The organism is Candidatus Arsenophonus triatominarum, from assembly GCF_001640365.1.
GTDB classification, from domain to species: domain Bacteria; phylum Pseudomonadota; class Gammaproteobacteria; order Enterobacterales; family Enterobacteriaceae; genus Arsenophonus; species Arsenophonus triatominarum.
On the sequence record NZ_LWMI01000010.1, the window covers coordinates 296,770 to 318,097 of the forward strand.

General features: G+C 38.8%; 23 protein-coding genes and 5 pseudogenes. 4 read left to right on the plus strand and 24 right to left on the minus strand.

Annotated elements, in window-relative coordinates; genetic code table 11:
• Nucleotides 1-6: 6 nt before the first annotated feature.
• The 9 genes and pseudogenes from cvpA to AYJ55_RS35850 form a co-directional block, all read right to left on the minus strand.
• Nucleotides 7-510 (minus strand): colicin V production protein, encoded by a 504-nt coding sequence (gene cvpA, locus AYJ55_RS09885; protein ID WP_063655953.1) that lies wholly within the window; start codon nt 508-510, stop codon nt 7-9.
• A gap of 191 nt (nt 511-701) precedes the next feature.
• On the minus strand, nt 702-1,319 hold the full coding sequence (locus tag AYJ55_RS09890) for an SPOR domain-containing protein (RefSeq protein ID WP_063655955.1): 618 nt from the start codon (nt 1,317-1,319) through the stop codon (nt 702-704).
• Entirely contained in the window at nt 1,309-2,610 is a 1,302-nt protein-coding gene (folC, locus tag AYJ55_RS09895) for a bifunctional tetrahydrofolate synthase/dihydrofolate synthase (protein WP_063656289.1), read from the minus strand. Before folC ends, AYJ55_RS09890 begins: the two co-directional genes overlap by 11 nt.
• Nucleotides 2,611-2,614: 4 nt before the next feature.
• Nucleotides 2,615-3,568: an acetyl-CoA carboxylase, carboxyltransferase subunit beta gene (accD, locus tag AYJ55_RS09900; RefSeq protein WP_063655958.1), complete on the minus strand. Its 954-nt coding sequence runs from the start codon at nt 3,566-3,568 to the stop codon at nt 2,615-2,617.
• Nucleotides 3,569-3,720: 152 nt separating this feature from the next.
• Entirely contained in the window at nt 3,721-4,359 is a 639-nt protein-coding gene (locus AYJ55_RS09905) for a DedA family protein (protein WP_063655960.1), read from the minus strand.
• 58 nt (nt 4,360-4,417) lie between these two features.
• Nucleotides 4,418-5,232 (minus strand): annotated as a pseudogene (gene truA, locus AYJ55_RS09910) (tRNA pseudouridine(38-40) synthase TruA).
• A complete protein-coding gene (locus tag AYJ55_RS09915) occupies nt 5,232-6,242 on the minus strand; it encodes an aspartate-semialdehyde dehydrogenase (RefSeq protein WP_063656290.1) in 1,011 nt (336 codons plus the stop codon). Before AYJ55_RS09915 ends, truA begins: the two are co-directional and overlap by 1 nt.
• Nucleotides 6,243-6,275: 33 nt before the next feature.
• Nucleotides 6,276-7,406 carry a 4-phosphoerythronate dehydrogenase PdxB gene (gene pdxB, locus AYJ55_RS09920; protein ID WP_063655964.1) on the minus strand — a complete coding sequence of 377 codons (1,131 nt, stop codon included), beginning with the start codon at nt 7,404-7,406 and terminating at the stop codon, nt 6,276-6,278.
• A gap of 111 nt (nt 7,407-7,517) precedes the next feature.
• A pseudogene (locus AYJ55_RS35850) lies at nt 7,518-8,295 on the minus strand (AraC family transcriptional regulator).
• Between the two features lie 113 nt (nt 8,296-8,408).
• On the opposite strand from AYJ55_RS35850, the pseudogene AYJ55_RS09930 reads away from it, so the two are divergent.
• Nucleotides 8,409-9,218, plus strand: a pseudogene (locus AYJ55_RS09930) (DMT family transporter).
• A gap of 19 nt (nt 9,219-9,237) precedes the next feature.
• On the opposite strand, the gene AYJ55_RS09935 reads toward AYJ55_RS09930, so the two are convergent.
• Nucleotides 9,238-9,771, minus strand: coding sequence for an IS630 family transposase (locus AYJ55_RS09935; protein WP_162505291.1), 534 nt, complete (start codon nt 9,769-9,771; stop codon nt 9,238-9,240).
• Nucleotides 9,695-10,060 carry an IS630 transposase-related protein gene (locus AYJ55_RS09940; RefSeq protein ID WP_063653415.1) on the minus strand — a complete coding sequence of 122 codons (366 nt, stop codon included), beginning with the start codon at nt 10,058-10,060 and terminating at the stop codon, nt 9,695-9,697. Before AYJ55_RS09940 ends, AYJ55_RS09935 begins: the two co-directional genes overlap by 77 nt.
• 31 nt (nt 10,061-10,091) lie before the next feature.
• On the opposite strand from AYJ55_RS09940, the pseudogene AYJ55_RS35855 reads away from it, so the two are divergent.
• Nucleotides 10,092-10,283 (plus strand): annotated as a pseudogene (locus AYJ55_RS35855) (IS701 family transposase); the annotation flags it as partial.
• Between the two features lie 102 nt (nt 10,284-10,385).
• Here the strand turns inward: AYJ55_RS35855 and fabB are convergent.
• The gene (gene fabB, locus AYJ55_RS09945) at nt 10,386-11,606 is read right to left on the minus strand and encodes a beta-ketoacyl-ACP synthase I (protein ID WP_063655967.1); all 1,221 of its coding nucleotides are present in this window, start codon (nt 11,604-11,606) and stop codon (nt 10,386-10,388) included.
• 205 nt (nt 11,607-11,811) lie between these two features.
• On the opposite strand from fabB, the gene mnmC reads away from it, so the two are divergent.
• The gene (mnmC, locus tag AYJ55_RS09950) at nt 11,812-13,431 is read left to right on the plus strand and encodes a bifunctional tRNA (5-methylaminomethyl-2-thiouridine)(34)-methyltransferase MnmC2/FAD-dependent 5-carboxymethylaminomethyl-2-thiouridine(34) oxidoreductase MnmC1 (protein WP_063655969.1); all 1,620 of its coding nucleotides are present in this window, start codon (nt 11,812-11,814) and stop codon (nt 13,429-13,431) included.
• Here the strand turns inward: mnmC and AYJ55_RS25670 are convergent.
• Complete coding sequence (locus AYJ55_RS25670) at nt 13,362-13,895, minus strand: IS630 family transposase (protein WP_162505291.1); 534 nt, start codon at nt 13,893-13,895, stop codon at nt 13,362-13,364. The genes mnmC and AYJ55_RS25670 overlap by 70 nt on opposite strands.
• Complete coding sequence (locus AYJ55_RS09955) at nt 13,819-14,184, minus strand: IS630 transposase-related protein (protein WP_063653415.1); 366 nt, start codon at nt 14,182-14,184, stop codon at nt 13,819-13,821. The genes AYJ55_RS25670 and AYJ55_RS09955 overlap by 77 nt, the downstream gene beginning before the upstream one ends.
• A gap of 117 nt (nt 14,185-14,301) precedes the next feature.
• On the opposite strand from AYJ55_RS09955, the gene AYJ55_RS09960 reads away from it, so the two are divergent.
• Complete coding sequence (locus tag AYJ55_RS09960; protein ID WP_063655971.1) at nt 14,302-14,514, plus strand: hypothetical protein; 213 nt, start codon at nt 14,302-14,304, stop codon at nt 14,512-14,514.
• Between the two features lie 37 nt (nt 14,515-14,551).
• On the opposite strand, the gene AYJ55_RS09965 is transcribed toward AYJ55_RS09960, so the two are convergent.
• The 10 genes and pseudogenes from AYJ55_RS09965 to aroC all read right to left on the minus strand — a co-directional run bounded on the left by AYJ55_RS09965 (nt 14,552) and on the right by aroC (nt 21,303).
• Nucleotides 14,552-15,451 carry a transposase family protein gene (locus AYJ55_RS09965; RefSeq protein ID WP_063653812.1) on the minus strand — a complete coding sequence of 300 codons (900 nt, stop codon included), beginning with the start codon at nt 15,449-15,451 and terminating at the stop codon, nt 14,552-14,554.
• 189 nt (nt 15,452-15,640) lie between these two features.
• The gene (locus tag AYJ55_RS09970) at nt 15,641-16,174 is read right to left on the minus strand and encodes an IS630 family transposase (protein ID WP_162505291.1); all 534 of its coding nucleotides are present in this window, start codon (nt 16,172-16,174) and stop codon (nt 15,641-15,643) included.
• Nucleotides 16,098-16,463 (minus strand): IS630 transposase-related protein, encoded by a 366-nt coding sequence (locus tag AYJ55_RS09975; protein ID WP_063655972.1) that lies wholly within the window; start codon nt 16,461-16,463, stop codon nt 16,098-16,100. Before AYJ55_RS09975 ends, AYJ55_RS09970 begins: the two co-directional genes overlap by 77 nt.
• 294 nt (nt 16,464-16,757) lie before the next feature.
• A pseudogene (locus AYJ55_RS09980) lies at nt 16,758-17,544 on the minus strand (IS701 family transposase); the annotation flags it as partial.
• A gap of 466 nt (nt 17,545-18,010) precedes the next feature.
• Nucleotides 18,011-18,352, minus strand: a complete 342-nt coding sequence (locus AYJ55_RS09990; RefSeq protein WP_162505444.1) for a GNAT family N-acetyltransferase — start codon at nt 18,350-18,352, stop codon at nt 18,011-18,013.
• A gap of 130 nt (nt 18,353-18,482) precedes the next feature.
• The gene (locus AYJ55_RS09995) at nt 18,483-18,725 is read right to left on the minus strand and encodes a YfcL family protein (protein WP_063655976.1); all 243 of its coding nucleotides are present in this window, start codon (nt 18,723-18,725) and stop codon (nt 18,483-18,485) included.
• Complete coding sequence (locus AYJ55_RS10000; protein WP_162505291.1) at nt 18,725-19,258, minus strand: IS630 family transposase; 534 nt, start codon at nt 19,256-19,258, stop codon at nt 18,725-18,727. Before AYJ55_RS10000 ends, AYJ55_RS09995 begins: the two co-directional genes overlap by 1 nt.
• On the minus strand, nt 19,182-19,547 hold the full coding sequence (locus AYJ55_RS10005; protein ID WP_063653415.1) for an IS630 transposase-related protein: 366 nt from the start codon (nt 19,545-19,547) through the stop codon (nt 19,182-19,184). The genes AYJ55_RS10000 and AYJ55_RS10005 overlap by 77 nt, the downstream gene beginning before the upstream one ends.
• Before the next feature lie 124 nt (nt 19,548-19,671).
• On the minus strand, nt 19,672-20,214 hold the full coding sequence (locus AYJ55_RS10010) for an elongation factor P hydroxylase (RefSeq protein WP_063655978.1): 543 nt from the start codon (nt 20,212-20,214) through the stop codon (nt 19,672-19,674).
• Between the two features lie 6 nt (nt 20,215-20,220).
• Nucleotides 20,221-21,303 carry a chorismate synthase gene (gene aroC / locus AYJ55_RS10015; protein WP_063655980.1) on the minus strand — a complete coding sequence of 361 codons (1,083 nt, stop codon included), beginning with the start codon at nt 21,301-21,303 and terminating at the stop codon, nt 20,221-20,223.
• Between the last annotated feature and the right edge of the window lie 25 nt (nt 21,304-21,328).

A 21,328-nucleotide genomic window follows, 5' to 3' on the forward strand; every position in this document is an offset into this window, starting at 1 on the left:
TCCTCATCAACCAAACGGAGTGATATTTTCAGGTAAAAAACTTGACGCATTTTTTAAATAATCAAAAAACCATCTAATAATATGACTAAATTGGGGTATCAATTCAGAACGTTGCCAATCTTCACTTTTTGGCAAGGGTGTAAAAGTATCCAAGAAAAACAGGATTGCCGACACAATTAATATACCGCGTAATACACCAAAACAGACGCCTAACACGCGATCAGTACCTGATAATCCTGTTCGCTCAACTAACGAGCTAATCACATAATTGACTACCGCACCCACAATTAAAGTGGCGATAAATAAAATTGCAATTGCAATACCATTTCTAATCAGCGCGTCATCTAAGCGGGTGAGATAAGTCGCCAGATAAGGATAAAATTGGCTGGCAACAAAAAAAGCACAACCCCAAGTAATAAGTGACAAAGCTTCTCGTACAAAACCACGAATTAAACTAACCAAGGCCGAAAAGCCAATAATGGCAATAATAGCGTAATCAATCCAAACCATAATTTTAATCCAAAAAATTAAACATTCAGCATGGTCGAACGCATTCTAGCAGAAAACGAAAACGTTTGAGTTAGATATTTTGCTGAAAAGTAGCAATAAATTGCGGCGAAAAGACAAATAATGATCGCCGCAGAAATAATTAATATAACTGTTTAGTATCAATATGTTTTATCTATTAGTACATACCCATTTTACGGTTTATAACCGCGTATTTGCCCCTGTAAGCCGGTTAAATCTTTCAATTCCGACAAACTGGATCGCAATTTATCTCTCGAAGCATTTGGGCCAACAAAAATTCGAGTCAATTGACCATTAATTGGTAATGATGGCTCGGTGTAAACCTGGTAGCCAGATAAACGTAATTTGGCAATAATCTCTTCCACTTTTGCTGCATTTTTCAGCACCGCCAACTGAATAACATAAGCCCGCGCCTGCGGTGCTTGAGTTTTCTCATTTGACTTAGTGATATGTTCTGGCACTAGCGTGGGTTTTTCAACTTTGACAGCTGGTTTAGACTTTGCTTGTTGTTGAGCAGACAGACTATCTGCTGATTTGGCCTTCGAATCAGAAATGACCTCAGAAATCATGGCTTCTGCAGCGCTCTCTGAAGATGTCGCTAGTGGCTTCGGATTAATCGGCGCAATAGGTTCAATTTCATATTCATCGCTGGCTTTAGGCACCAAAGGGATCGCTGCAAATTCAGTCTCATTATATTTCTTATTACCATCCAATAATATGGGTAATACAATAACACCAACTGCAACAATAACAATCGTTCCCACCAAACGGTTTTGAAACTTACTGGCCACTTAAACTTTCCTCTTTTGTCTGCAGTTCCATAACCTCTGCAACAGTATGAAATGAGCCACAAACCAACACAATGTCCTGTTTGTCAGCCTCGGCCATAGCCTGCAACCAGGCATCTTTAACCGTCACAAATTGGTATGGCGATTCAACATACTGCGCTAATTGGGCTGCATCGGCACCGCGTATCCCACTTAATGAAGCGAGATACCATTTATCAACCTGCGCAGCCAAATAAGATAAAGTACTTTTTATATCTTTATCGGCTAACATCGCTACAACGGCATGAACTTTAGTATTTTTCTGCCTGGGTAAGCGAGCCAGTCTATCGGCTAAATAAGCTGCCGCATGGGGATTGTGCGCAACATCTAAAATTACACAAGGTTGCTCGCAGATAATTTGAAAACGTCCTGGTAATTTCGCCTTAATCAATCCCTGCTGAATAGCTGGCAATGATATCGCCTGACCAATGGCATCATCCTGTTTGATTAAACAATCAATAATTGCCAATGCCGTTGCAGCATTGGCCAGTGGGACATTTGGCATAGGTAACTGTTTAAAATCGTGATCATGGGATCGCCAATGCCAATGATCATTTTGTAGCTCAAATTGCCAATCTACCCCGCAACGAAATAACTTTGCCCCTAAGGTTTGAGCCACTTCATTAATCGACTGCGGCATATCCGGTTCACCCACAACCGCATAACGTCCTGAGCGAAAAATACCGGCTTTTTCGTAGCCAATCTGCTCACGATCACCACCAAGCCAGCCAATGTGATCCAATGCAATGCTAGTGATAGCAGCAATATCCGCATCAATGATATTGGTTGCATCTAACCGTCCACCCAAACCGACTTCTAAAATAACCACATCAAGTTTAGCTTGTTTAAATAACTGTAAAGCAGCTAAGGTGCCATATTCAAAATAGGTCAGCGCTGTTGTGCCGCGTTTCGATTCAATATCGGCAAAAACCCGACAAAATTCAGCTTCAGGTAACATCTTACCCTGGATCCTAACGCGCTCAGTATAATCCAACAAGTGAGGAGAACTATAAACTCCGACTTTTAATCCTGCTTCGATTAAAAAAGATTCCAATGTATGGCAAGTCGTTCCTTTACCATTAGTGCCAGCAACAGTAACGACTTTCGAGGCGGGATATAAAAGATCCAGTTGTCGAGCAACGACACCAACCCGCTCAAGCCCCATATCGATAATTTTGCTATGCTGATGGGTTAAATAAGTTAACCAGGTAGCTAAAGAAGAGGTCACCCCTGGTATCATCAAGGATTCAGATATCTTTTCATTTTTGATCTGATTTGTTGTCAATTTCGGGTTTCTCACGATAGGGTGGCTCCAGATCATCGTCAACTAAGGTAATAACATCAATTTGACTTGCATCTTGAACGGTTTGATGAGTGAGCATAGCCAGTATTTCGGCTAATTTGTCCCTCATTTCAGGCCTCCTGACAATCATATCAATCGCACCTTTTTCAATCAGAAATTCACTGCGCTGAAAACCTGGTGGTAATTTTTCATGTACCGTTTGCTCAATAACCCGAGGACCAGCAAAGCCGATTAACGCTTTAGGTTCGGCAACATTAATATCGCCTAACATGCCTAAACTTGCTGATACACCGCCCATAGTTGGATCGGTAAGTACTGAGATATAGGGAAGCCCTCGTTCCTGCATCTTCGCCAGTGCCGCATTGGTCTTTGCCATTTGCATCAAGGACATTAATGCTTCTTGCATGCGAGCACCGCCACTGGCAGAAAAACAAACTAACGGACAATTATCTTCCAGTGCTTGCTCTACCGCACGCACAAAACGTGCACCAACAACTGAAGCCATTGAGCCGCCCATAAAAGCAAATTCAAAAGCGGCTACAATGACCGGCATACCTTTAAGCGTGCCTTTCATCACGATTAAAGCATCTTTTTCATGTGTCGCTTTTTGTGCTGCTGATATGCGATCTTTGTATTTCTTTGAATCACGAAATTTTAAAATATCTTTCGGCTCTAATTCACTACCTAATTCAGCCGTGGTTCCTTCATCAAGAAAAGAGGCCAGACGTTGACGGGCCGAAATACGCATATGATGATCACATTTTGGACATACGGCTAAATTACTTTCTAATTCAGCGCGATAGAGTACTTGTCCGCAGCTATCACATTTTGTCCAAACCCCTTCAGGGATATTCGCTTTACGGGTCTGGCTAATATTGCTTTTATTAAGAATCTTTTCAATCCAACTCATTAATAGACCTTTCTGTCTGAAATTACATTATCAGTCTCATTATTATGTTAATCATTAAACCACAATGACAAAGCATAGTGGATAAAAAAACTGATCAAACCTGCTAATGACTATCTATTTTTTTGTTTAACAACCTATTTTTCTTTTATTGATTATCGACGATGGCGCCAAATCTCAATAATACCCGGCAGAATAGAAATTAAAATAATTGCCACAATTAATAATTTTAAATTCTGCTGAACAATTGGCAAATCACCAAAAAAGTAACCCGCATAAGTAAATAATAGAACCCATATTAAAGCCCCTGCCACATTATAAAAAGCAAAATGCCGATATGACATTTTTCCCATCCCTGCTACAAATGGAGCAAACGTTCTAATGATAGGTATAAATCTAGCTAAAATAATCGCTTTACCACCATGTTTTTCATAAAATTGGTGTGTTTTTTCCAAATAAACCCGTCGAAAAATTTTTGAATTAGGATCGCTAAATAGGCGTTCGCCGAATAAACGACCAATAGTATAATTAACCGCATCACCAATAATTGCGGCAATAATTATTAATACTACCATTAAATGAACATTAAGATCATTGCTCTCCAGTGCCGTTAATGCCCCAGCAACAAATAATAGGGAGTCACCCGGTAAAAAAGGCGTAACAATTAATCCAGTTTCACAAAATACTATCAAAAATAGAATGGCATATAGCCAAATGCCATATTCAGCAACCAGCTCAGCTAAATGAAGATCGATGTGTATAATAAAATCAATAATAAAAGTAATAAATTCCATAAAAAATCCAACAGTTGACAGCTTCAGCGCTGTGTAATTAAACTCAAAATTAAATTCATTATTCTGGTAAAAAAAGCGGTCCTACGATCGTTGAGGTAAATTATATTTTGCCGGATAATCGACAGCAACTAAATAGAGCCCCTCTGCTTTTGCAGTCGCCGCCGCTTTTGTTCTATCTTTCAATGCTAAAAGCTCTGCTATCCAACTAATATCCTGATCACCGCACCCTACTGCAAGCAAACTACCAACAATATTGCGTACCATATGATGAACAAAGGCATTAGCTTTAATATCAACCACAATATAGTCACCATAACGGTTGACATGAACATGCTTTATATTACGCCAAGGTGATTTAGATTGGCACTGAATAGCCCTAAATGTAGAAAAATCCCGCTCTCCAACCAATGCCTGAGCGGCAAGATGCATTTTTTCCGCATCTAAGGGGGCATGGTAATGCGTTACGCCTGCGGCTAATATCGCAGGTCGAAGTCGATGATTGAAAATAATATAGCGATATCGACGCGCGGTGGCAGAAAAACGAGCATGAAAATCTGGCTCAACAATTTTGCACCACTGTACTGCAATGTCGGATGGTAAGTAACTATTAACCCCCATCGTCCAGGCAGAATCTTTACGTATGACAGATGTTTCAAAATGGATAACCTGACCAGTAGCATGTACACCTGCATCAGTGCGTCCGGCGCAATAAACGTGGATAAATTCATTTGCAACTTTTGTTAGCGCGAACTCCAAACAAGCTTGAATACTTTTTACCTGTCGTTGACGCTGCCAGCCATAATAATGGCTACCATCATACTCAATGCCTAACGCAATTTTAGACATCGACAAAGGGGGTTGCTTCTCCAACATTAATAATATTGCTCCTGCACTAATCGCTCCGCAGTTTCTATTAACATTCGAGCACCACCAAATCGGGTATTATCGGCAACCGACCAAAACTGTAATATCTCAGGTGCACCATAATCATTACGCATACAACCAATACTTAATCGATCACTACCTGAAGCATCTGTTACTTGAGTTGGAAAATCATCTTCACAAACTAGCTCAATATCATCAAATTGAGCAATTTCTTGCCAGGCTTCTTGTACGGTCATTGGACGTAATGTTTCCACATGAACCACTTGAGCATTGCCATAAAAAACCGGTGCTTGTAAGCAACTGACAATAATGGATAACCCATCGTTTTGTAAAATTTTACGCACTTGATCAACTAAACTGCGCTCTTGTGGTGCAGAGCCTTCATCATCACTTGATAATGGTAATAGATTAAATGCTAGCTGCTTAATAAAACGTTCATTATCAACGGGTAAACCGTTTAATAATCGGGCACTTTGACCTGCCAATTCATCCACTGCACTTTTGCCATGCACCGAAACTGAAAACAAATTGGTTAAAATTAAACGATGAATGCCGGCAACATTAATTAGCGGTTTAACGGCGACCAACAATTGACTGACATAACTATCAGCGATGGCAATAATATTACGGTTACGATAATTAGCCAATAGATGAGGATTAACGCTCCGCACGACTAATGGAATATCTGGCTCCAGCGCAAATAAACCACTACTATCAATGACAATACAACCGTCTTGTGCTGCTTGCTCTGCATAACGAGCAGACACTTCTTTACCAGCAACAAAAAAAGCTAATTGCGCCTGTGTCCAGTCAAATAATTGAGCATCAATAACCGTATATTGCTTGCCATTAAAACGAATGCTTTCTCCCGCACTATTTTCACTGGCTAATAGAAATAACTCACCAATAGGAAACTGACGTTCTTGTAATAAACTCAATGCGGCCTCTCCGACCGCACCGGTAGCACCTAATAGTGCAATATTCCAACCTTCTGTCATGTTGGTTTTATCCAATTTCATTAGCATGTTTAATCAAATTAATTTGGTATTGAAGCCTAGCATTTTTAGTGCATTCGCGGCATCGACATCATTACAACTCACCTTAAGAGATGACCATTCACGCCGTTCTGGATAATATTTACGCAGATGATCAAATTGGCCAGCAAGATGGGCAATTTTTCTTAATGGCGCATCATCACGACGGACATCATAAGCTAAATGCACTAAACGTTTTAAACTTGCCTGCGTTAATTCACCGCTAAAAGTAATTTCATTAAACTCTGCACTAGGTAATAAATCAGCGATTTTAATTTGCTGTTCTTGGCCTAAAAACTGGCTAAATGCGGCAAAAATCTGGCTGGTACCGCGTGCTTTACCTTCCAGAGAATAGCCAGCAATATGTGGCGTGCCAATTCTAGCTTTAACTAACAAAGGTAGGGAAATAGCGGGTTCATGTTGCCAAACATCTAATATAACGTCGATTTTCTTACCATTTTCTAAGGCTGTTAACAATGCCTGATTATCAACAACTGATCCGCGGCTAGTATTTAGTAAAATACGTCCTGCAGGCATAGCTGCAAGCAACTCTTCATTTAATAAATGATAAGATGAATAACGGCCAGATTTATTTAGCGGGGTATGAAAAGTTAAAATATCCGCCTGACTAACTAATTTTTCCAGTGGCCAAAATTGCTCACTATTATCGGCAGCGTCTGCACGAGGTGGATCACAAAGTAACGTATTCACACCCCAAGCCTTTAAACGCGCATTAAGACGATTGCCAACATTACCAACCCCAACAATACCGACTGTTTTTTCTCGCAAATCAAAGCAATCACGTTCAGCCAGTACCAATAAAGCGGAAAAAACATACTCTACCACAGCTGTCGCATTACAACCCGGTGCGGCAGAAAAAGCGATGCCCGCTTGCGCTAACCATTGCCTATCAACATGATCAAATCCGGCCGTTGCAGTACCAACAAATTTTACCTTACTCTCTTTAAGTAATGCTTCGTTGACTTGAGTAACAGAACGCACCATTAAAGCATCCGTTGTTGCTAGCTCTGACGATGAGATTGAACGCCCAGAAACTGCCTTGACTTCACCCATTGTTTGAAACAATTGTGTTGCGTAAGGCATATTTTCATCAACCAATATTTTCACTTATTTAATGCCCAGTTATATTTATCAAAATTAACCCATCATTTTTTACTATTCGATAAGGTAACAAGTTGCTATTTTGCCATGTTAATGAAATAAATCCTAACAACCGGTTTAATCACCGTCACTTTTTTGTCGAAAACGTTCTGGTGTTGTGCCTGAAATCTGCTGAAACATGGTAATAAAAGCCGATGAGGAACTATAGCCGACATCAAAAGCCAACTGATGGACACTATTACCTTGTTCTAATTTCATTATGGCATGTAAAAAACGTAATCGCTGGCGCCATTCACTAAATGGCATCCCCAGTTCCTGCTGACAACGGTGTGACAAGGTTGAGGTATATACCCGCTTGGCCCATATAGCTAAAGCGGTATTATCGGCTGGATTTTGCTGTAATTGCGCTAAAATAGGCGCTAAAAATTTATCCTTACTGGCAGGTAAATAGGTTTTTTGAATAGGTGAACGTTTTAATTGATCAATCAAAACATTGGCTAAGCGCATATCTTCTACGGTCTTTGGTTGGCTTATCTGACGTGCATAAAAATCTAATAATATGGTATGAAAATAGCTGTTTGACGAATAATACACGGTTTTTTACACAGAACATGACTGAGTGTCGAGAATTATCTAATATATTAAACTTAACACTTTTTTTGTTGTAAGTGGCATGTTCAACACCGCTTGGGATCCAGATACAAAATTCCGGCGGAGCAATATAATGCTGAGCAGCAACTTGCATCTCTATAATACCTTTAACCACATAAATTAATTGGCCAAAGTTATGGCGATGTAATTTACACTCAGTATCACCTAACAATTCATTATTACGAAAAACTATGGATTCTGGCTCAATAATATTTGGTTCAAGTATATATTTGATTTTTTCCATCACAGTAATATTGGCAGAAAGAACGGATCGTTTGCCTTATTATAAATATATATAATAAATCAGACAATGCTAAAATAACAAAATTATTACCAAATGATAGATATGACTAAATAATGAAAAATTTTCTTTTTCCCCTTTTTGCAGTTTTATTATGGTCAATTAATGCAGTCGTAAGTAAAGCAGCTGCAAATGTTATTGACCCTGCGGCTATTTCCTTTTATCGCTGGTTATTGGCGTTTTTATTACTTACCCCTTTTATGATCAAAGGGATAGTTAAAAATCGCGCAGTAGTGATGCAATATGGCTGGAAACTTTTTATTTTAGGGGCCCTTGGCATGGTGCTTTACCAAAGTTTGGCTTATTATGCTGCACACACGGTTAACGCAACCTTTATGGGAGTATTAAATTCGGTTATTCCTTTGTTAACGGTGATACTCAGCATTTTTGTGCTACGCACTATTCCTACCATTGGTATTGTAATTGGTCCCCTCTTATCCTTAATTGGGCTTATCTGGCTTATCAGTCAAGGTAATCCAATGATATTTTTTATGCAGGGAATGAAGAGCGGGCAATTACTCATGTTTATCGCTGCTCTCTCTTATTCTCTATATGGTGTATTAACCAAGCACTGGGCAATCCCATTACCCAATTGGCAATCACTTTATATCCAAATTTAGCTTTGCTGTGATCCTACTATTGCCTAATTTTTTACTGGCTAAAACAGTAGAAATTACCGCGGCAAATATTAATTTGATCTTGTTTGCCGGCATTGTCGCCTCGCTAATTGCACCCTACTCATGATCCAGGGTGTATTTCGATTTGGCGCTAATACAGCTTCAACATTTATGAATCTGGCACCGATATTTACTGCCATTATCGCTGTCCTATTTTTAAATGAAAAAATGCACAGCTACCATTTATAGCTAGGCGACTTAATTTTGATTACAGCATATGTATTAAAAACAGGTCATCGATAGTGCATCCTGTTTCCATCTTTTTACGTTTAGCTTGAGACCATTTATGTTCTATAGGATTTAAATCTGGTGAATACACAGGCAAATATTCTATCTGGTGTCCTGCGTTTATAATTGCCTGTTCAATATTCTTACCTTTGTGAAAGCTAGCGTTGTCCATAAAAATAACAGAATTTTCAGGAAGTTCTGGGAGCAATATTTTTGTGATCCAAACATAAAAAACATCACGGTTAATATTGCAATCAAATAATCCGATAGCAAAAAGGGTTGTTCCCAATAAAGCGCCAATAACATTTGTTCTTCCCTTAGCACCCCAGTTTTTCAGGCCAAAACAACGGTGACCTTTTGGGGAATAGCCGTGAGTTCGTGGAGTGTCATGTGAAAAACCACTTTCATCAATAAAAACAACAGATTTATCTTTTTTTTCATACTGTTGTCTTTTTTGCTGATGTGCCAGCCTGTCGCTTTCGTTGGTTTTTGGATGGAATAGAGTTTTTTTTATAGGTTAATCCCAGCTTTTTAAGGGATTGCCAAATAGTCTTTTTACAAACACCGAATCGCTCTGCCCGTTCCTTTTGGTAAGCATCTGGATACTGTTCCACATCTTTTGCTAAAGCATTTTTATCGAGCTTCCTCTTACGTGGCGTTGAATTTTTTGGCTCTGGTCGTTTAAGCCAACGTACTAAAGACGCTTTTCCAATACGGAATTGTTTCGCAGTTTCTCGAATTGTTAAACCTTCGGCTTTCCTTACAGATATTACTTTACGTCGAAAATCAATTGTATAACTCATAACACACCTTGTAATCAAAATTAAGTCGCCTAGCTATATTGAACGCTGTCAGGCTCGCACGAGCCGAGCGCAAAGAAATCATATTTTTCTCGCAATTTCTGCGTGGTTTGAACAACATAAACGCCGTATATCTGAAAAAATAACCCTTTATCAACAAAATTGGGACGTAATCAAAAATGCTATTACTGAGCACATCCGTGTTTTATTAGCGTACCCAAATTAGTTTTGTGCGAAACTCGTGATTAAATCAATTAATTATATCGAAAACAATAAAAAAACCTACTGATAGATTATCAGTAGGTGGTTATTTTTTTTGGTAAAATAATTATGAATGGTATTTACTCATTACCAACGACGCATTAGTTCCACCAAAACCAAAACTATTTGACATTACAGTATTTAATTTCTTATCAGTGGGTTGCGTAATAATATTCATTGCTTGCGCTTTTTCATCCAAATTATCAATATTGATGCTTGGAGCAATAAATCCATGCTCTAACATTAACAAACTATAAATAGCTTCATGTACCCCAGCCGCGCCCAGAGAATGGCCAGTCATTGCTTTAGTCGCTGAAATCGCTGGCGTATTAGTACCAAACACTTCAGTAATTGCTTCTAGCTCTTTTGTATCGCCAACTGGCGTTGAAGTGCCATGAGTATTGATATAATCAACCTGTTTGACATCTGCCAATGCCATTTTCATACACCGTACCGCACCCTCACCTGACGGAGCAACCATATCATAACCGTCTGAAGTCGCTCCATAACCAACAATTTCAGCGCAAATATGTGCTCCACGTGCCAAAGCATGCTCTAACTCTTCTACCACAACGATACCACCGCCACCAGCGATCACAAAACCATCCCGATCCTGATCATAGGTACGTGAAGCTTTTTCTGGGGTTGCATTATATTTGGTAGATAATGCTCCCATTGCATCAAATTCACAGGTCAATTCCCAGCTTAGTTCTTCACCTCCACCAGCAAAAACAACATCCTGTTTACCTAATTGGATCAATTCAACCGCATGGCCAATACAGTGGGCTGAAGTTGAGCAAGCAGAGCTAATAGAATAATTAACGCCCTTAATTTTAAACGGTGTGGCTAAACAAGCTGAGACACCAGAAGCCATTGCTTTGGTCACCATATAAGGACCAACACCACGTAATCCTTTGGCACGCATACCATCAGAGCCAGCCACTTGATTACGGGGCGAACCGCCACCAGAACCAGCAACTAAACCGGTACGAATATTTGAGATCTGCTCTTCTGTCAGTTTAGCGTCCTGAATTGCCTCTTCCATCGCCAAGTAGGCATAAATAGAGCAATCACTCATAAAACGAAGAATTTTGCGGTCAATCTTTTGTTTAATATCATCTTCCGTCAGCTGAATATTACCCCAGACATGGCTGCGTAAACCAATTTCTTTAAATTCTTTTGAAAACCTGATGCCAGAACGACCCGCTTTCAGGGAAGCCAGTACCTCTTGCTGGTTGTTACCTATGCTGGAGACAATGCCCAGACCAGTGATGACTGCACACTTCATTGATTATATTACCTCATAGTCGAAATTCATTTACTGGGAGCTTAGCCTGTTACTTTAGCTTACACTTGTAAGCTGAACAAGTCCGATCAGGTAAAAATTTGTAGAAAATATTATCTTGGCTAACTTTTATATTTTGCGATAGCTAGCGCACTCAGGTTAAATTCGTTAAAATTGGCTGATTATTTAAAATATTGTAGATAATTTTGTGAATACAAATGAGATAAGCCAAGCTAAATTAAGCTGGAACGAGCAAGATATCCCTATCTCTGAACACTTTGGTGATGTCTATTATTCTAATCAAAATGGTTTAGAAGAATCGCGTTATGTGTTCTTAGCCGGTAATCAGTTACCAAATCGCTTTTTCTCTCACTCAGCAAAACAATATGTTATTGCAGAGACTGGTTTTGGTACTGGGCTAAACTTTATGGCAGTCTATCAGTTATTTATTCAGTTTCGCCAACAAGCGCCTAACAACCAGTTACAACTTTTACACTATATCAGTTTTGAAAAATATCCTTTGTCCATTACTGATTTGCTAAGAGTTCATCAATGTTGGCCTGAACTCGCCACTTTTTCTAAACAAATTTGTCAACAATGGCCTCAGTCGTTACCAGGTTGTCATAGAATAGTTATGGAAAATGGGGCAATCATTCTCGATCTCTGGTTTGGCGATATAAATATACAATTATCTCAATTAAAATCTAATTTTTTCAATAAAATAGATAGTTGGTTTTTAGACGGTTTTGCTCCAGCTAAAAACCCTCAAATGTGGAGTGAACAACTGTTCACTACAATGGCAAATTGGGGACGTGATGGTTGTACTTTTGCTACCTTTACTTCTGCCGGTATAGTTCGCCGTGGATTAGAAAAAGCCGGTTTTCAAATAAAAAAAATCAAAGGTTTTGGCCGTAAACGTGAAATGCTAACCGGTCAATTACTAGCAAATCAGCAATCTGATCCACAACCCTGGTTCGCTCGACAAGCCGCATCAACAACCGAGGATATTGCCATTATTGGCGGTGGTATTGCCAGTATGATGACTGCTCTTGCTTTATTACGTAGAGGAAGTCAGGTAACTTTATATTGCCAAGATCCCAGTGTGGCACAAAATGCTTCCGGCAATCGTCAAGGCGCACTTTATCCATTATTAACTGGTCACCACGATGGTTTAGAACGCTTTTTTATTACCGCTTTTACTTTTGCAAAACGCTATTACACCCAACTTCAACAGTTAGGCATTGCATTTGCTCACGATTGGAACGGTTTAGTGCTGTTAGCTTATGACTTAAAAAGCCGACAAAAAATCGATCAAATATTAACAAAAAATTGGCCAGCTGATTTTGCACACTATGAAACTCGACAAACATTACAAACCATTTGTGGTGTTGATGTTAACCATGATGGCATCTACTATCCAGCTGCTGGTTGGTTATGTCCAGCTGAGCTGACATCCAATAGTTGGCAATATGCGCAACAACAAGGTTTAATAAGTCATTTTAATCATCGTCTTATTCAGCTTGAAAATACTGCCGCTGGCTGGAAGTTGCTATTTAAACAAGGAGATATGCAACAACAAATAACCCATAAAACCGTCATTATCGCTAATGGTTATCAACTGCCTTTATTTTCTCAAACGGAAAAATTGCCCGTTAGTGCTGTTCGCGGACAAGTAAGCCATATTCCGACGACACCGATACTCAATCAACTGCAAACAACACTCTGTTATCCGGATATAGCTAGGCGACTTAATTTTGATTACAGCATATGTATTAAAAACAGGTCATCGATAGTGCATCCTGTTTCCATCTTTTTACGTTTAGCTTGAGACCATTTATGTTCTATAGGATTTAAATCTGGTGAATACACAGGCAAATATTCTATCTGGTGTCCTGCGTTTATAATTGCCTGTTCAATATTCTTACCTTTGTGAAAGCTAGCGTTGTCCATAAAAATAACAGAATTTTCAGGAAGTTCTGGGAGCAATATTTTTGTGATCCAAACATAAAAAACATCACGATTAATATTGCAATCAAATAATCCGATAGCAAAAAGGGTTGTTCCCAATAAAGCGCCAATAACATTTGTTCTTCCCTTAGCACCCCAGTTTTTCAGGCCAAAACAACGGTGACCTTTTGGGGAATAGCCGTGAGTTCGTGGAGTGTCATGTGAAAAACCACTTTCATCAATAAAAACAACAGATTTATCTTTTTTTTCATACTGTTGTCTTTTTTGCTGATGTGCCAGCCTGTCGCTTTCGTTGGTTTTTGGATGGAATAGAGTTTTTTTTATAGGTTAATCCCAGCTTTTTAAGGGATTGCCAAATAGTCTTTTTACAAACACCGAATCGCTCTGCCCGTTCCTTTTGGTAAGCATCTGGATACTGTTCCACATCTTTTGCTAAAGCATTTTTATCGAGCTTCCTCTTACGTGGCGTTGAATTTTTTGGCTCTGGTCGTTTAAGCCAACGTACTAAAGACGCTTTTCCAATACGGAATTGTTTCGCAGTTTCTCGAATTGTTAAACCTTCGGCTTTCCTTACAGATATTACTTTACGTCGAAAATCAATTGTATAACTCATAACACACCTTGTAATCAAAATTAAGTCGCCTAGCTATATATAACACCCACTCATCATCAATATCATTGCTTAGGTGCTAGCTATAAACGTCATCAACTCAGGCTAAAATATTCCAAATTGGAGCAACAAGAAAACCACGCTCGCTTATTAACCTGTTTGCCAGATGTTGGTTGGACAAAAGAAATTGATATCAACCAAAATACATCACGCCAAAGCATCCGCTGTGTTACACGTGATCATCTACCGATGGTCGGTAATGTACCGGATGTTAATCAACTTATCCTTCAATATGCACAGCTAGATAAACAGCTCAATAAGCGTGTTGCTTAATAGTGAAATAAGGGTATTTCGGTGATTGAAGTAAATTTTAGGCTGTTCTGAGATGGAAATTCCAAAGACCGGCACTAAGGAGTAAAAAGGTATCATCAATAAAGGGTCTACGATTCCGTAAAATTTGGGTCATACAACCGAGGCGCTTGATACCCGCGATGGCGTGTTCAACCGTAATACGGATGCCCGAGATTATTTTATTTTCTTGTTTTTGTTCAGGCGATAAAGGTCTTTTTCGAGTTCCTTTTTTTGGGATTTGTGTATTAGGATGCTGTTTATCTATACCTTGAAAACCGGTATCGGCCCAGATGGTTACCTCAGGGGGAATATGGCGAATTATATCGACTTTATCGAGTAAGCGTTTATCGTGACGGCGCCCATTTTTGATCATGGGGATAAATCCAATTTTCCTCGTTTCGTCAGTCATAATAAGCCCTTTTCGAGTGGTCTGTCTTTTCTTTCCCGAATACATTTTTTTTCGCCGACGCAGATTCTTAGGCTTTTGGACAGGTCGCTCTGTCCCATCAATAAAGACGTCTTTAACTCCAGGAAAGGCGCGAAAAAATTCCTCAGCAGAGCGAATTTGACGAGCGGGCAAAACACATTCTCGCCCCAAGGTCATCTCTAAAACCGGCAATAATATTTTTACCCAGCGACATACCCGTGTTCTATCTAAACCAAAAAGAAGTCCTTGCAAATCATAGGTCGGATAACATTTTAAATACAATAAAATAAAAAGCAGTTTATCTAATGGGGTTGGGATAAATCCTTTCTGCCCTGCACCCATCTGCCGCTCGTGATCTTTTCGATTCTTTTTCCGATAAATCAAATAACAAGCTGAAAATTCAGCGGCTAAATTTTTCAATTCTTCGACTGATAATCCAATGATTGCTTTACATAAACGATTATCTCGTAACAACCGCTCTTTGTTGATCATTTCAAACCGTTATTTTCTAAGTTAAACCTCTTTTTATTGTCTATAGCGTGACAAAAAATGCAAGTCTCTATTCAGCAACTATTTTAATGAGCAACAGCATATTTTGCAAGCCCCAATTCATGACAATCTATTTGTTATTGGTGCATTAGGCGCAAGAGGATTATGTATAGCTAGGCGACTTAATTTTGATTACAGCATATGTATTAAAAACAGGTCATCGATAGTGCATCCTGTTTCCATCTTTTTACGTTTAGCTTGAGACCATTTATGTTCTATAGGATTTAAATCTGGTGAATACACAGGCAAATATTCTATCTGGTGTCCTGCGTTTATAATTGCCTGTTCAATATTCTTACCTTTGTGAAAGCTAGCGTTGTCCATAAAAATAACAGAATTTTCAGGAAGTTCTGGGAGCAATATTTTTGTGATCCAAACATAAAAAACATCACGATTAATATTGCAATCAAATAATCCGATAGCAAAAAGGGTTGTTCCCAATAAAGCGCCAATAACATTTGTTCTTCCCTTAGCACCCCAGTTTTTCAGGCCAAAACAACGGTGACCTTTTGGGGAATAGCCGTGAGTTCGTGGAGTGTCATGTGAAAAACCACTTTCATCAATAAAAACAACAGATTTATCTTTTTTTTCATACTGTTGTCTTTTTTGCTGATGTGCCAGCCTGTCGCTTTCGTTGGTTTTTGGATGGAATAGAGTTTTTTTTATAGGTTAATCCCAGCTTTTTAAGGGATTGCCAAATAGTCTTTTTACAAACACCGAATCGCTCTGCCCGTTCCTTTTGGTAAGCATCTGGATACTGTTCCACATCTTTTGCTAAAGCATTTTTATCGAGCTTCCTCTTACGTGGCGTTGAATTTTTTGGCTCTGGTCGTTTAAGCCAACATACTAAAGACGCTTTTCCAATACGGAATTGTTTCGCAGTTTCTCGAATTGTTAAACCTTCGGCTTTCCTTACAGATATTACTTTACGTCGAAAATCAATTGTATAACTCATAACACACCTTGTAATCAAAATTAAGTCGCCTAGCTATAGTGCGCCAATTTGCGCAGAGCTACTTTGCAGTCAAATTTTTGCTGAACCATTGCCTTTTGACGATGATATATTGGCAAATCTCAATCCTAACCGTTTTTGGATCAGAAAATTATTACAAGGCAGGGCGGTTAAACTGGACAATTAGCTTTCTAGCAAAAAATTTAATCACCATTAAAGGATGTACTGCATTATACAACGTGAGGATGCAGTAAATCCATAAGCCACTTCTCTTTTTAACACGAGTTTCGCACAAAACTAATTTGGGTACGCTAATAAAACACGGATGTGCTCAGTAATAGCATTTTTGATTACGTCCCAATTTTGTTGATAAAGGGTTATTTTTTCAGATATACGACGTTTATGTTGTTCAAACCAAGCAGAAATAGCGAGAAAAATATGATTTCTTTGCGCTCGGCTCGTGCGAGCCTGACAGCGTTCAATACCACAATTTTGTTTAACTTCTCGATGATAAACTTCAACAGACCAACGGGCATCCATGATAGATTTGACGTATTCACGGGTGGGATTGTCTTTGTTTGTTACTCTGTAATCAATACGGCCGTTTTTGGCTGAAAATTTGAAAACAGTCACCCAACCGTAGCCTCGTAAGTGTATTGGAGTTCCTTCTTCTGAGATGTCTAACTTGTTCAGTTGTTTGTTATGGTTAACAATCCTGTTTTTCCTCAGCGTGGTTACCCAGACCCAACCATGAGAGCGAATTGATTTCAGATTATCCAGGCTAGAATACCAGGCATCCATCACTACCGCTTCTGGTATGATCCCTCTTTTTTTTAGCAAGAGCGAGCATTTCGGAAAAGTGCGTGTTTTTTGTTTTTCCATCAGAATCTTTATCATAAATACGATAATCAATAGGAATTGAGTCAACAGTTGTTAGATTATGCCAACGTAAATTAACTAAACCTATGCCAGCAATAACATCATGTTCATTACCTGAATATTGATAATGGACCATCTCTATTTTTTTACTACGTGTTTTGGCAATCAATGTATCATCGGCAATTAGTACCCAAGGGCTTTTTTTTCTATACACGAGTTTCGTACAGGCATATAAAATTCCAGAAATGGCTTAAAAGCAATGGTTAATTTGCAAGTTACTAAAACGTATAAATTTGTTTAAATTACAATAAGTTGCTTTTAATTTATAAGATTTTGTCTATTTATATATTATGCTGAATTAAACTTAAAAATAGAGCGTTTTTTTATTGGTGCGAAACTCGTGTATAGAAGGTTGAACTAATCGCCATAGGTCTTTAGGTCGAAAACATCTACTTTTAGCCATCGACTAATAGTGTCATGAGATAAAGGCTATGGGCTTACTTCTGATAACGCCAAACCAGAGTATCTTACATTGCTTAATTGTAAGAATATTTTATAGATATCTTTAATGCATGGATAAACTGACAAAATATAAACACCCTAATTTTTTCTTGTTTTGAACTTTATACTTCTTTTTTGGAGATTGCGAAACTCGTGTTGTAGTGACACAGTTAACTTTTCGGCCGGAATAATTGTGAAGCACAATTTTTGATAATAAACGCGCCATTCCAAGCAACATCACGAAAAGTGGTTAAAGTAACATGATCACAGTTTAGCTGTTTTGCTTGCATAATGACTTTTTGCAGTAAAGCCTTACCAATTCCTCTTCTCTGCCATCGGCTATCAACAGATAATTCCCAAATACGCAAAGCTTGATCCATTACTTCAACCTCAATGAAACCAACAAGCTGTTGCTGTTCAACCGCCACCCAACAATCGCCATCAACAATAAATTCTAAATGTTGGTTAACGGATTTGCCTTGTGCATCAGCAGCCCAAGCAAGCGCTGGAATTTGACTGCTGCTGAACGTTCAATATTGACTAACTTTTCTGCTTCATCGGGTACTGCCAATCTTACCAACATCGTTACCCCATTTTAAAAAAGTGCAACAATACGTTGTTTAAATTTACTTGCTTTTTTGCTTATCGAGCGGCATTTTCTAACAACTTCCGCCAAGTATTTAATATCAATCGCTGATCAGGGGGATTTAATTCACCCGCCTTAATTGCTTTGTCAATACTCGCTTCGACACGCTCAGAAAGCGCTTCAATATTATTTTTATTTTCAGTTTCTAATTCAGCAATGGCTAATGTCAAATGTCCACGTAAATAACCGCCAGCAAAAAGTTCATCTTGACTAGTATAGCTAGGCGACTTAATTTTGATTACAGCATATGTATTAAAAACAGGTCATCGATAGTGCATCCTGTTTCCATCTTTTTACGTTTAGCTTGAGACCATTTATGTTCTATAGGATTTAAATCTGGTGAATACACAGGCAAATATTCTATCTGGTGTCCTGCGTTTATAATTGCCTGTTCAATATTCTTACCTTTGTGAAAGCTAGCGTTGTCCATAAAAATAACAGAATTTTCAGGAAGTTCTGGGAGCAATATTTTTGTGATCCAAACATAAAAAACATCACGATTAATATTGCAATCAAATAATCCGATAGCAAAAAGGGTTGTTCCCAATAAAGCGCCAATAACATTTGTTCTTCCCTTAGCACCCCAGTTTTTCAGGCCAAAACAACGGTGACCTTTTGGGGAATAGCCGTGAGTTCGTGGAGTGTCATGTGAAAAACCACTTTCATCAATAAAAACAACAGATTTATCTTTTTTTTCATACTGTTGTCTTTTTTGCTGATGTGCCAGCCTGTCGCTTTCGTTGGTTTTTGGATGGAATAGAGTTTTTTTTATAGGTTAATCCCAGCTTTTTAAGGGATTGCCAAATAGTCTTTTTACAAACACCGAATCGCTCTGCCCGTTCCTTTTGGTAAGCATCTGGATACTGTTCCACATCTTTTGCTAAAGCATTTTTATCGAGCTTCCTCTTACGTGGCGTTGAATTTTTTGGCTCTGGTCGTTTAAGCCAACGTACTAAAGACGCTTTTCCAATACGGAATTGTTTCGCAGTTTCTCGAATTGTTAAACCTTCGGCTTTCCTTACAGATATTACTTTACGTCGAAAATCAATTGTATAACTCATAACACACCTTGTAATCAAAATTAAGTCGCCTAGCTATATCATCAACATTATTATCAATTTGCGTTAAAATACGTGTTTCCAATTCCGCAAGCATGGTTTTGTTCCTTTATACTAACTAAATTTTTTACAACTTTTCGAGGCAAATGAAATTTTGCTTCACCAAGGGAGGCGTATTATAAAACAACTGTAGAGCTTGAATAAATCTCTCAGCTCTGGCTGGAATGCCATTTGTAAAGTAGTTCAGCACCTGCCGATAGACTTTGCGCTGAAAAACATGCCGGTCTGGCTCAAAATTAGCGGCCAAATTATCGCAACTAACATTAAAGGGAAAGTCTGACGCCACACAAAACATCCATTCAAGTGCTTGCGGTTTGACTTCAATATTCTCAAAAGTGCTCTGTGTTTGCTCATTTCGCCCATCTGGATAATACCAATAACCAAAATCTATTTGTTGACGTCTAGTTTCTCCGGCAATACACCAGAGGGAAATTTCGTGTAAAGCACTAGCATAAAAGCCGCGAGCAAAAATAATTCGATGATACGGTATCTTATCATCTGCAGGCAGATAGATAGGTTCATCATCTCCTTTAATTAAACGTATGCGATACTCTTTCTCAAAACAAATACTAAAAATGTTAATTAGATGATTATAATTATGTTCTTTCATTAATATTTATATCATACGATTAAAAGCTAATTTACCACATTGAGCCTGATGACGTAAAAAATGATCGATAAGCACGATTGCCATCATCGCTTCTGCTATCGGTACCGCTCGGATACCAACACAGGGATCATGACGTCCTTTTGTAACCACTTCGACCTCATCACCTTGCCGATTAATCGTTCTACCCGGTATACTAATACTCGAAGTTGGCTTTAAGGCTAAATGGGCAATAATCGGTTGACTACTACTTATGCCACCTAATATGCCACCGGCATGATTACTGACAAATCCATCACGGGTTATTTCATCCCGATTTTCACTCCCTTTTAATGTGACCACATTAAAACCACCACCAATTTCAACCCCTTTAACTGCATTAATACTCATCATTGCATGGGCAATACCCGCATCTAATCGATCAAAAACAGGTTCACCTAATCCAGCCGGAACATGTTCAGCAATGACGGTTACTTTAGCACCAATAGAATTACCTTCTTTTTTCAATGAACGTAATAAGGTGTCCATTGCCTCCAATTTTGTTGCATCAGGACAAAAGAAAGGATTCTGTTCAACCAAATCCCAATCCTTTAGTTCACAAGAAATATCTCCCATTTGACTTAAATAAGCCCGAACGGTTATACCTAGTTTTTGTTGCAAATATTTTTTTGCGATCGCACCCGCAGCAACACGCATCACCGTTTCACGTGCTGAAGATCGCCCACCACCACGATAGTCACGTAAACCATATTTTTGTTGGTAGGTATAATCTGCATGCCCAGGACGAAAAATATCTTTGATCTCACTATAATCCTGCGACCGTTGATCCTGATTTTTAATCAACAAACCAATGGGTGTTCCTGTCGTTATGCCATTAAAAACGCCGGATAAAATTTTAACCTGATCAAGTTCACGCCGTTGAGTTGTATAACGAGAAGTGCCAGGCCGACGACGATCTAAGTCGGTTTGCAGATCTTTTTCTGATAATGCCATACCAGGCGGAACGCCATCCACAATGCAGCCTAACGCTAAACCATGCGATTCACCAAATGTGGTAACACGAAAAAGCTGTCCAATCGAATTTCCTGCCATCCCCTTTGTTTCCTATTTTTCTCAC

Coding starts and splice junctions, on each gene's coding strand:
- AYJ55_RS09940 (WP_063653415.1), bottom strand. CDS start 10,060: ATGAGTTATACAATTGATTTTCGACGTAAAGTAATATCTGTAAGGAAA.
- AYJ55_RS10005 (WP_063653415.1), bottom strand. CDS start 19,547: ATGAGTTATACAATTGATTTTCGACGTAAAGTAATATCTGTAAGGAAA.
- AYJ55_RS09905 (WP_063655960.1), bottom strand. CDS start 4,359: ATGGAATTTATTACTTTTATTATTGATTTTATTATACACATCGATCTT.
- AYJ55_RS09975 (WP_063655972.1), bottom strand. CDS start 16,463: ATGAGTTATACAATTGATTTTCGACGTAAAGTAATATCTGTAAGGAAA.
- aroC (WP_063655980.1), bottom strand. CDS start 21,303: ATGGCAGGAAATTCGATTGGACAGCTTTTTCGTGTTACCACATTTGGT.
- accD (WP_063655958.1), bottom strand. CDS start 3,568: ATGAGTTGGATTGAAAAGATTCTTAATAAAAGCAATATTAGCCAGACC.
- cvpA (WP_063655953.1), bottom strand. CDS start 510: ATGGTTTGGATTGATTACGCTATTATTGCCATTATTGGCTTTTCGGCC.
- AYJ55_RS09965 (WP_063653812.1), bottom strand. CDS start 15,451: ATGATCAACAAAGAGCGGTTGTTACGAGATAATCGTTTATGTAAAGCA.
- AYJ55_RS10010 (WP_063655978.1), bottom strand. CDS start 20,214: ATGAAAGAACATAATTATAATCATCTAATTAACATTTTTAGTATTTGT.
- AYJ55_RS09915 (WP_063656290.1), bottom strand. CDS start 6,242: ATGACAGAAGGTTGGAATATTGCACTATTAGGTGCTACCGGTGCGGTC.
- AYJ55_RS09955 (WP_063653415.1), bottom strand. CDS start 14,184: ATGAGTTATACAATTGATTTTCGACGTAAAGTAATATCTGTAAGGAAA.
- fabB (WP_063655967.1), bottom strand. CDS start 11,606: ATGAAGTGTGCAGTCATCACTGGTCTGGGCATTGTCTCCAGCATAGGT.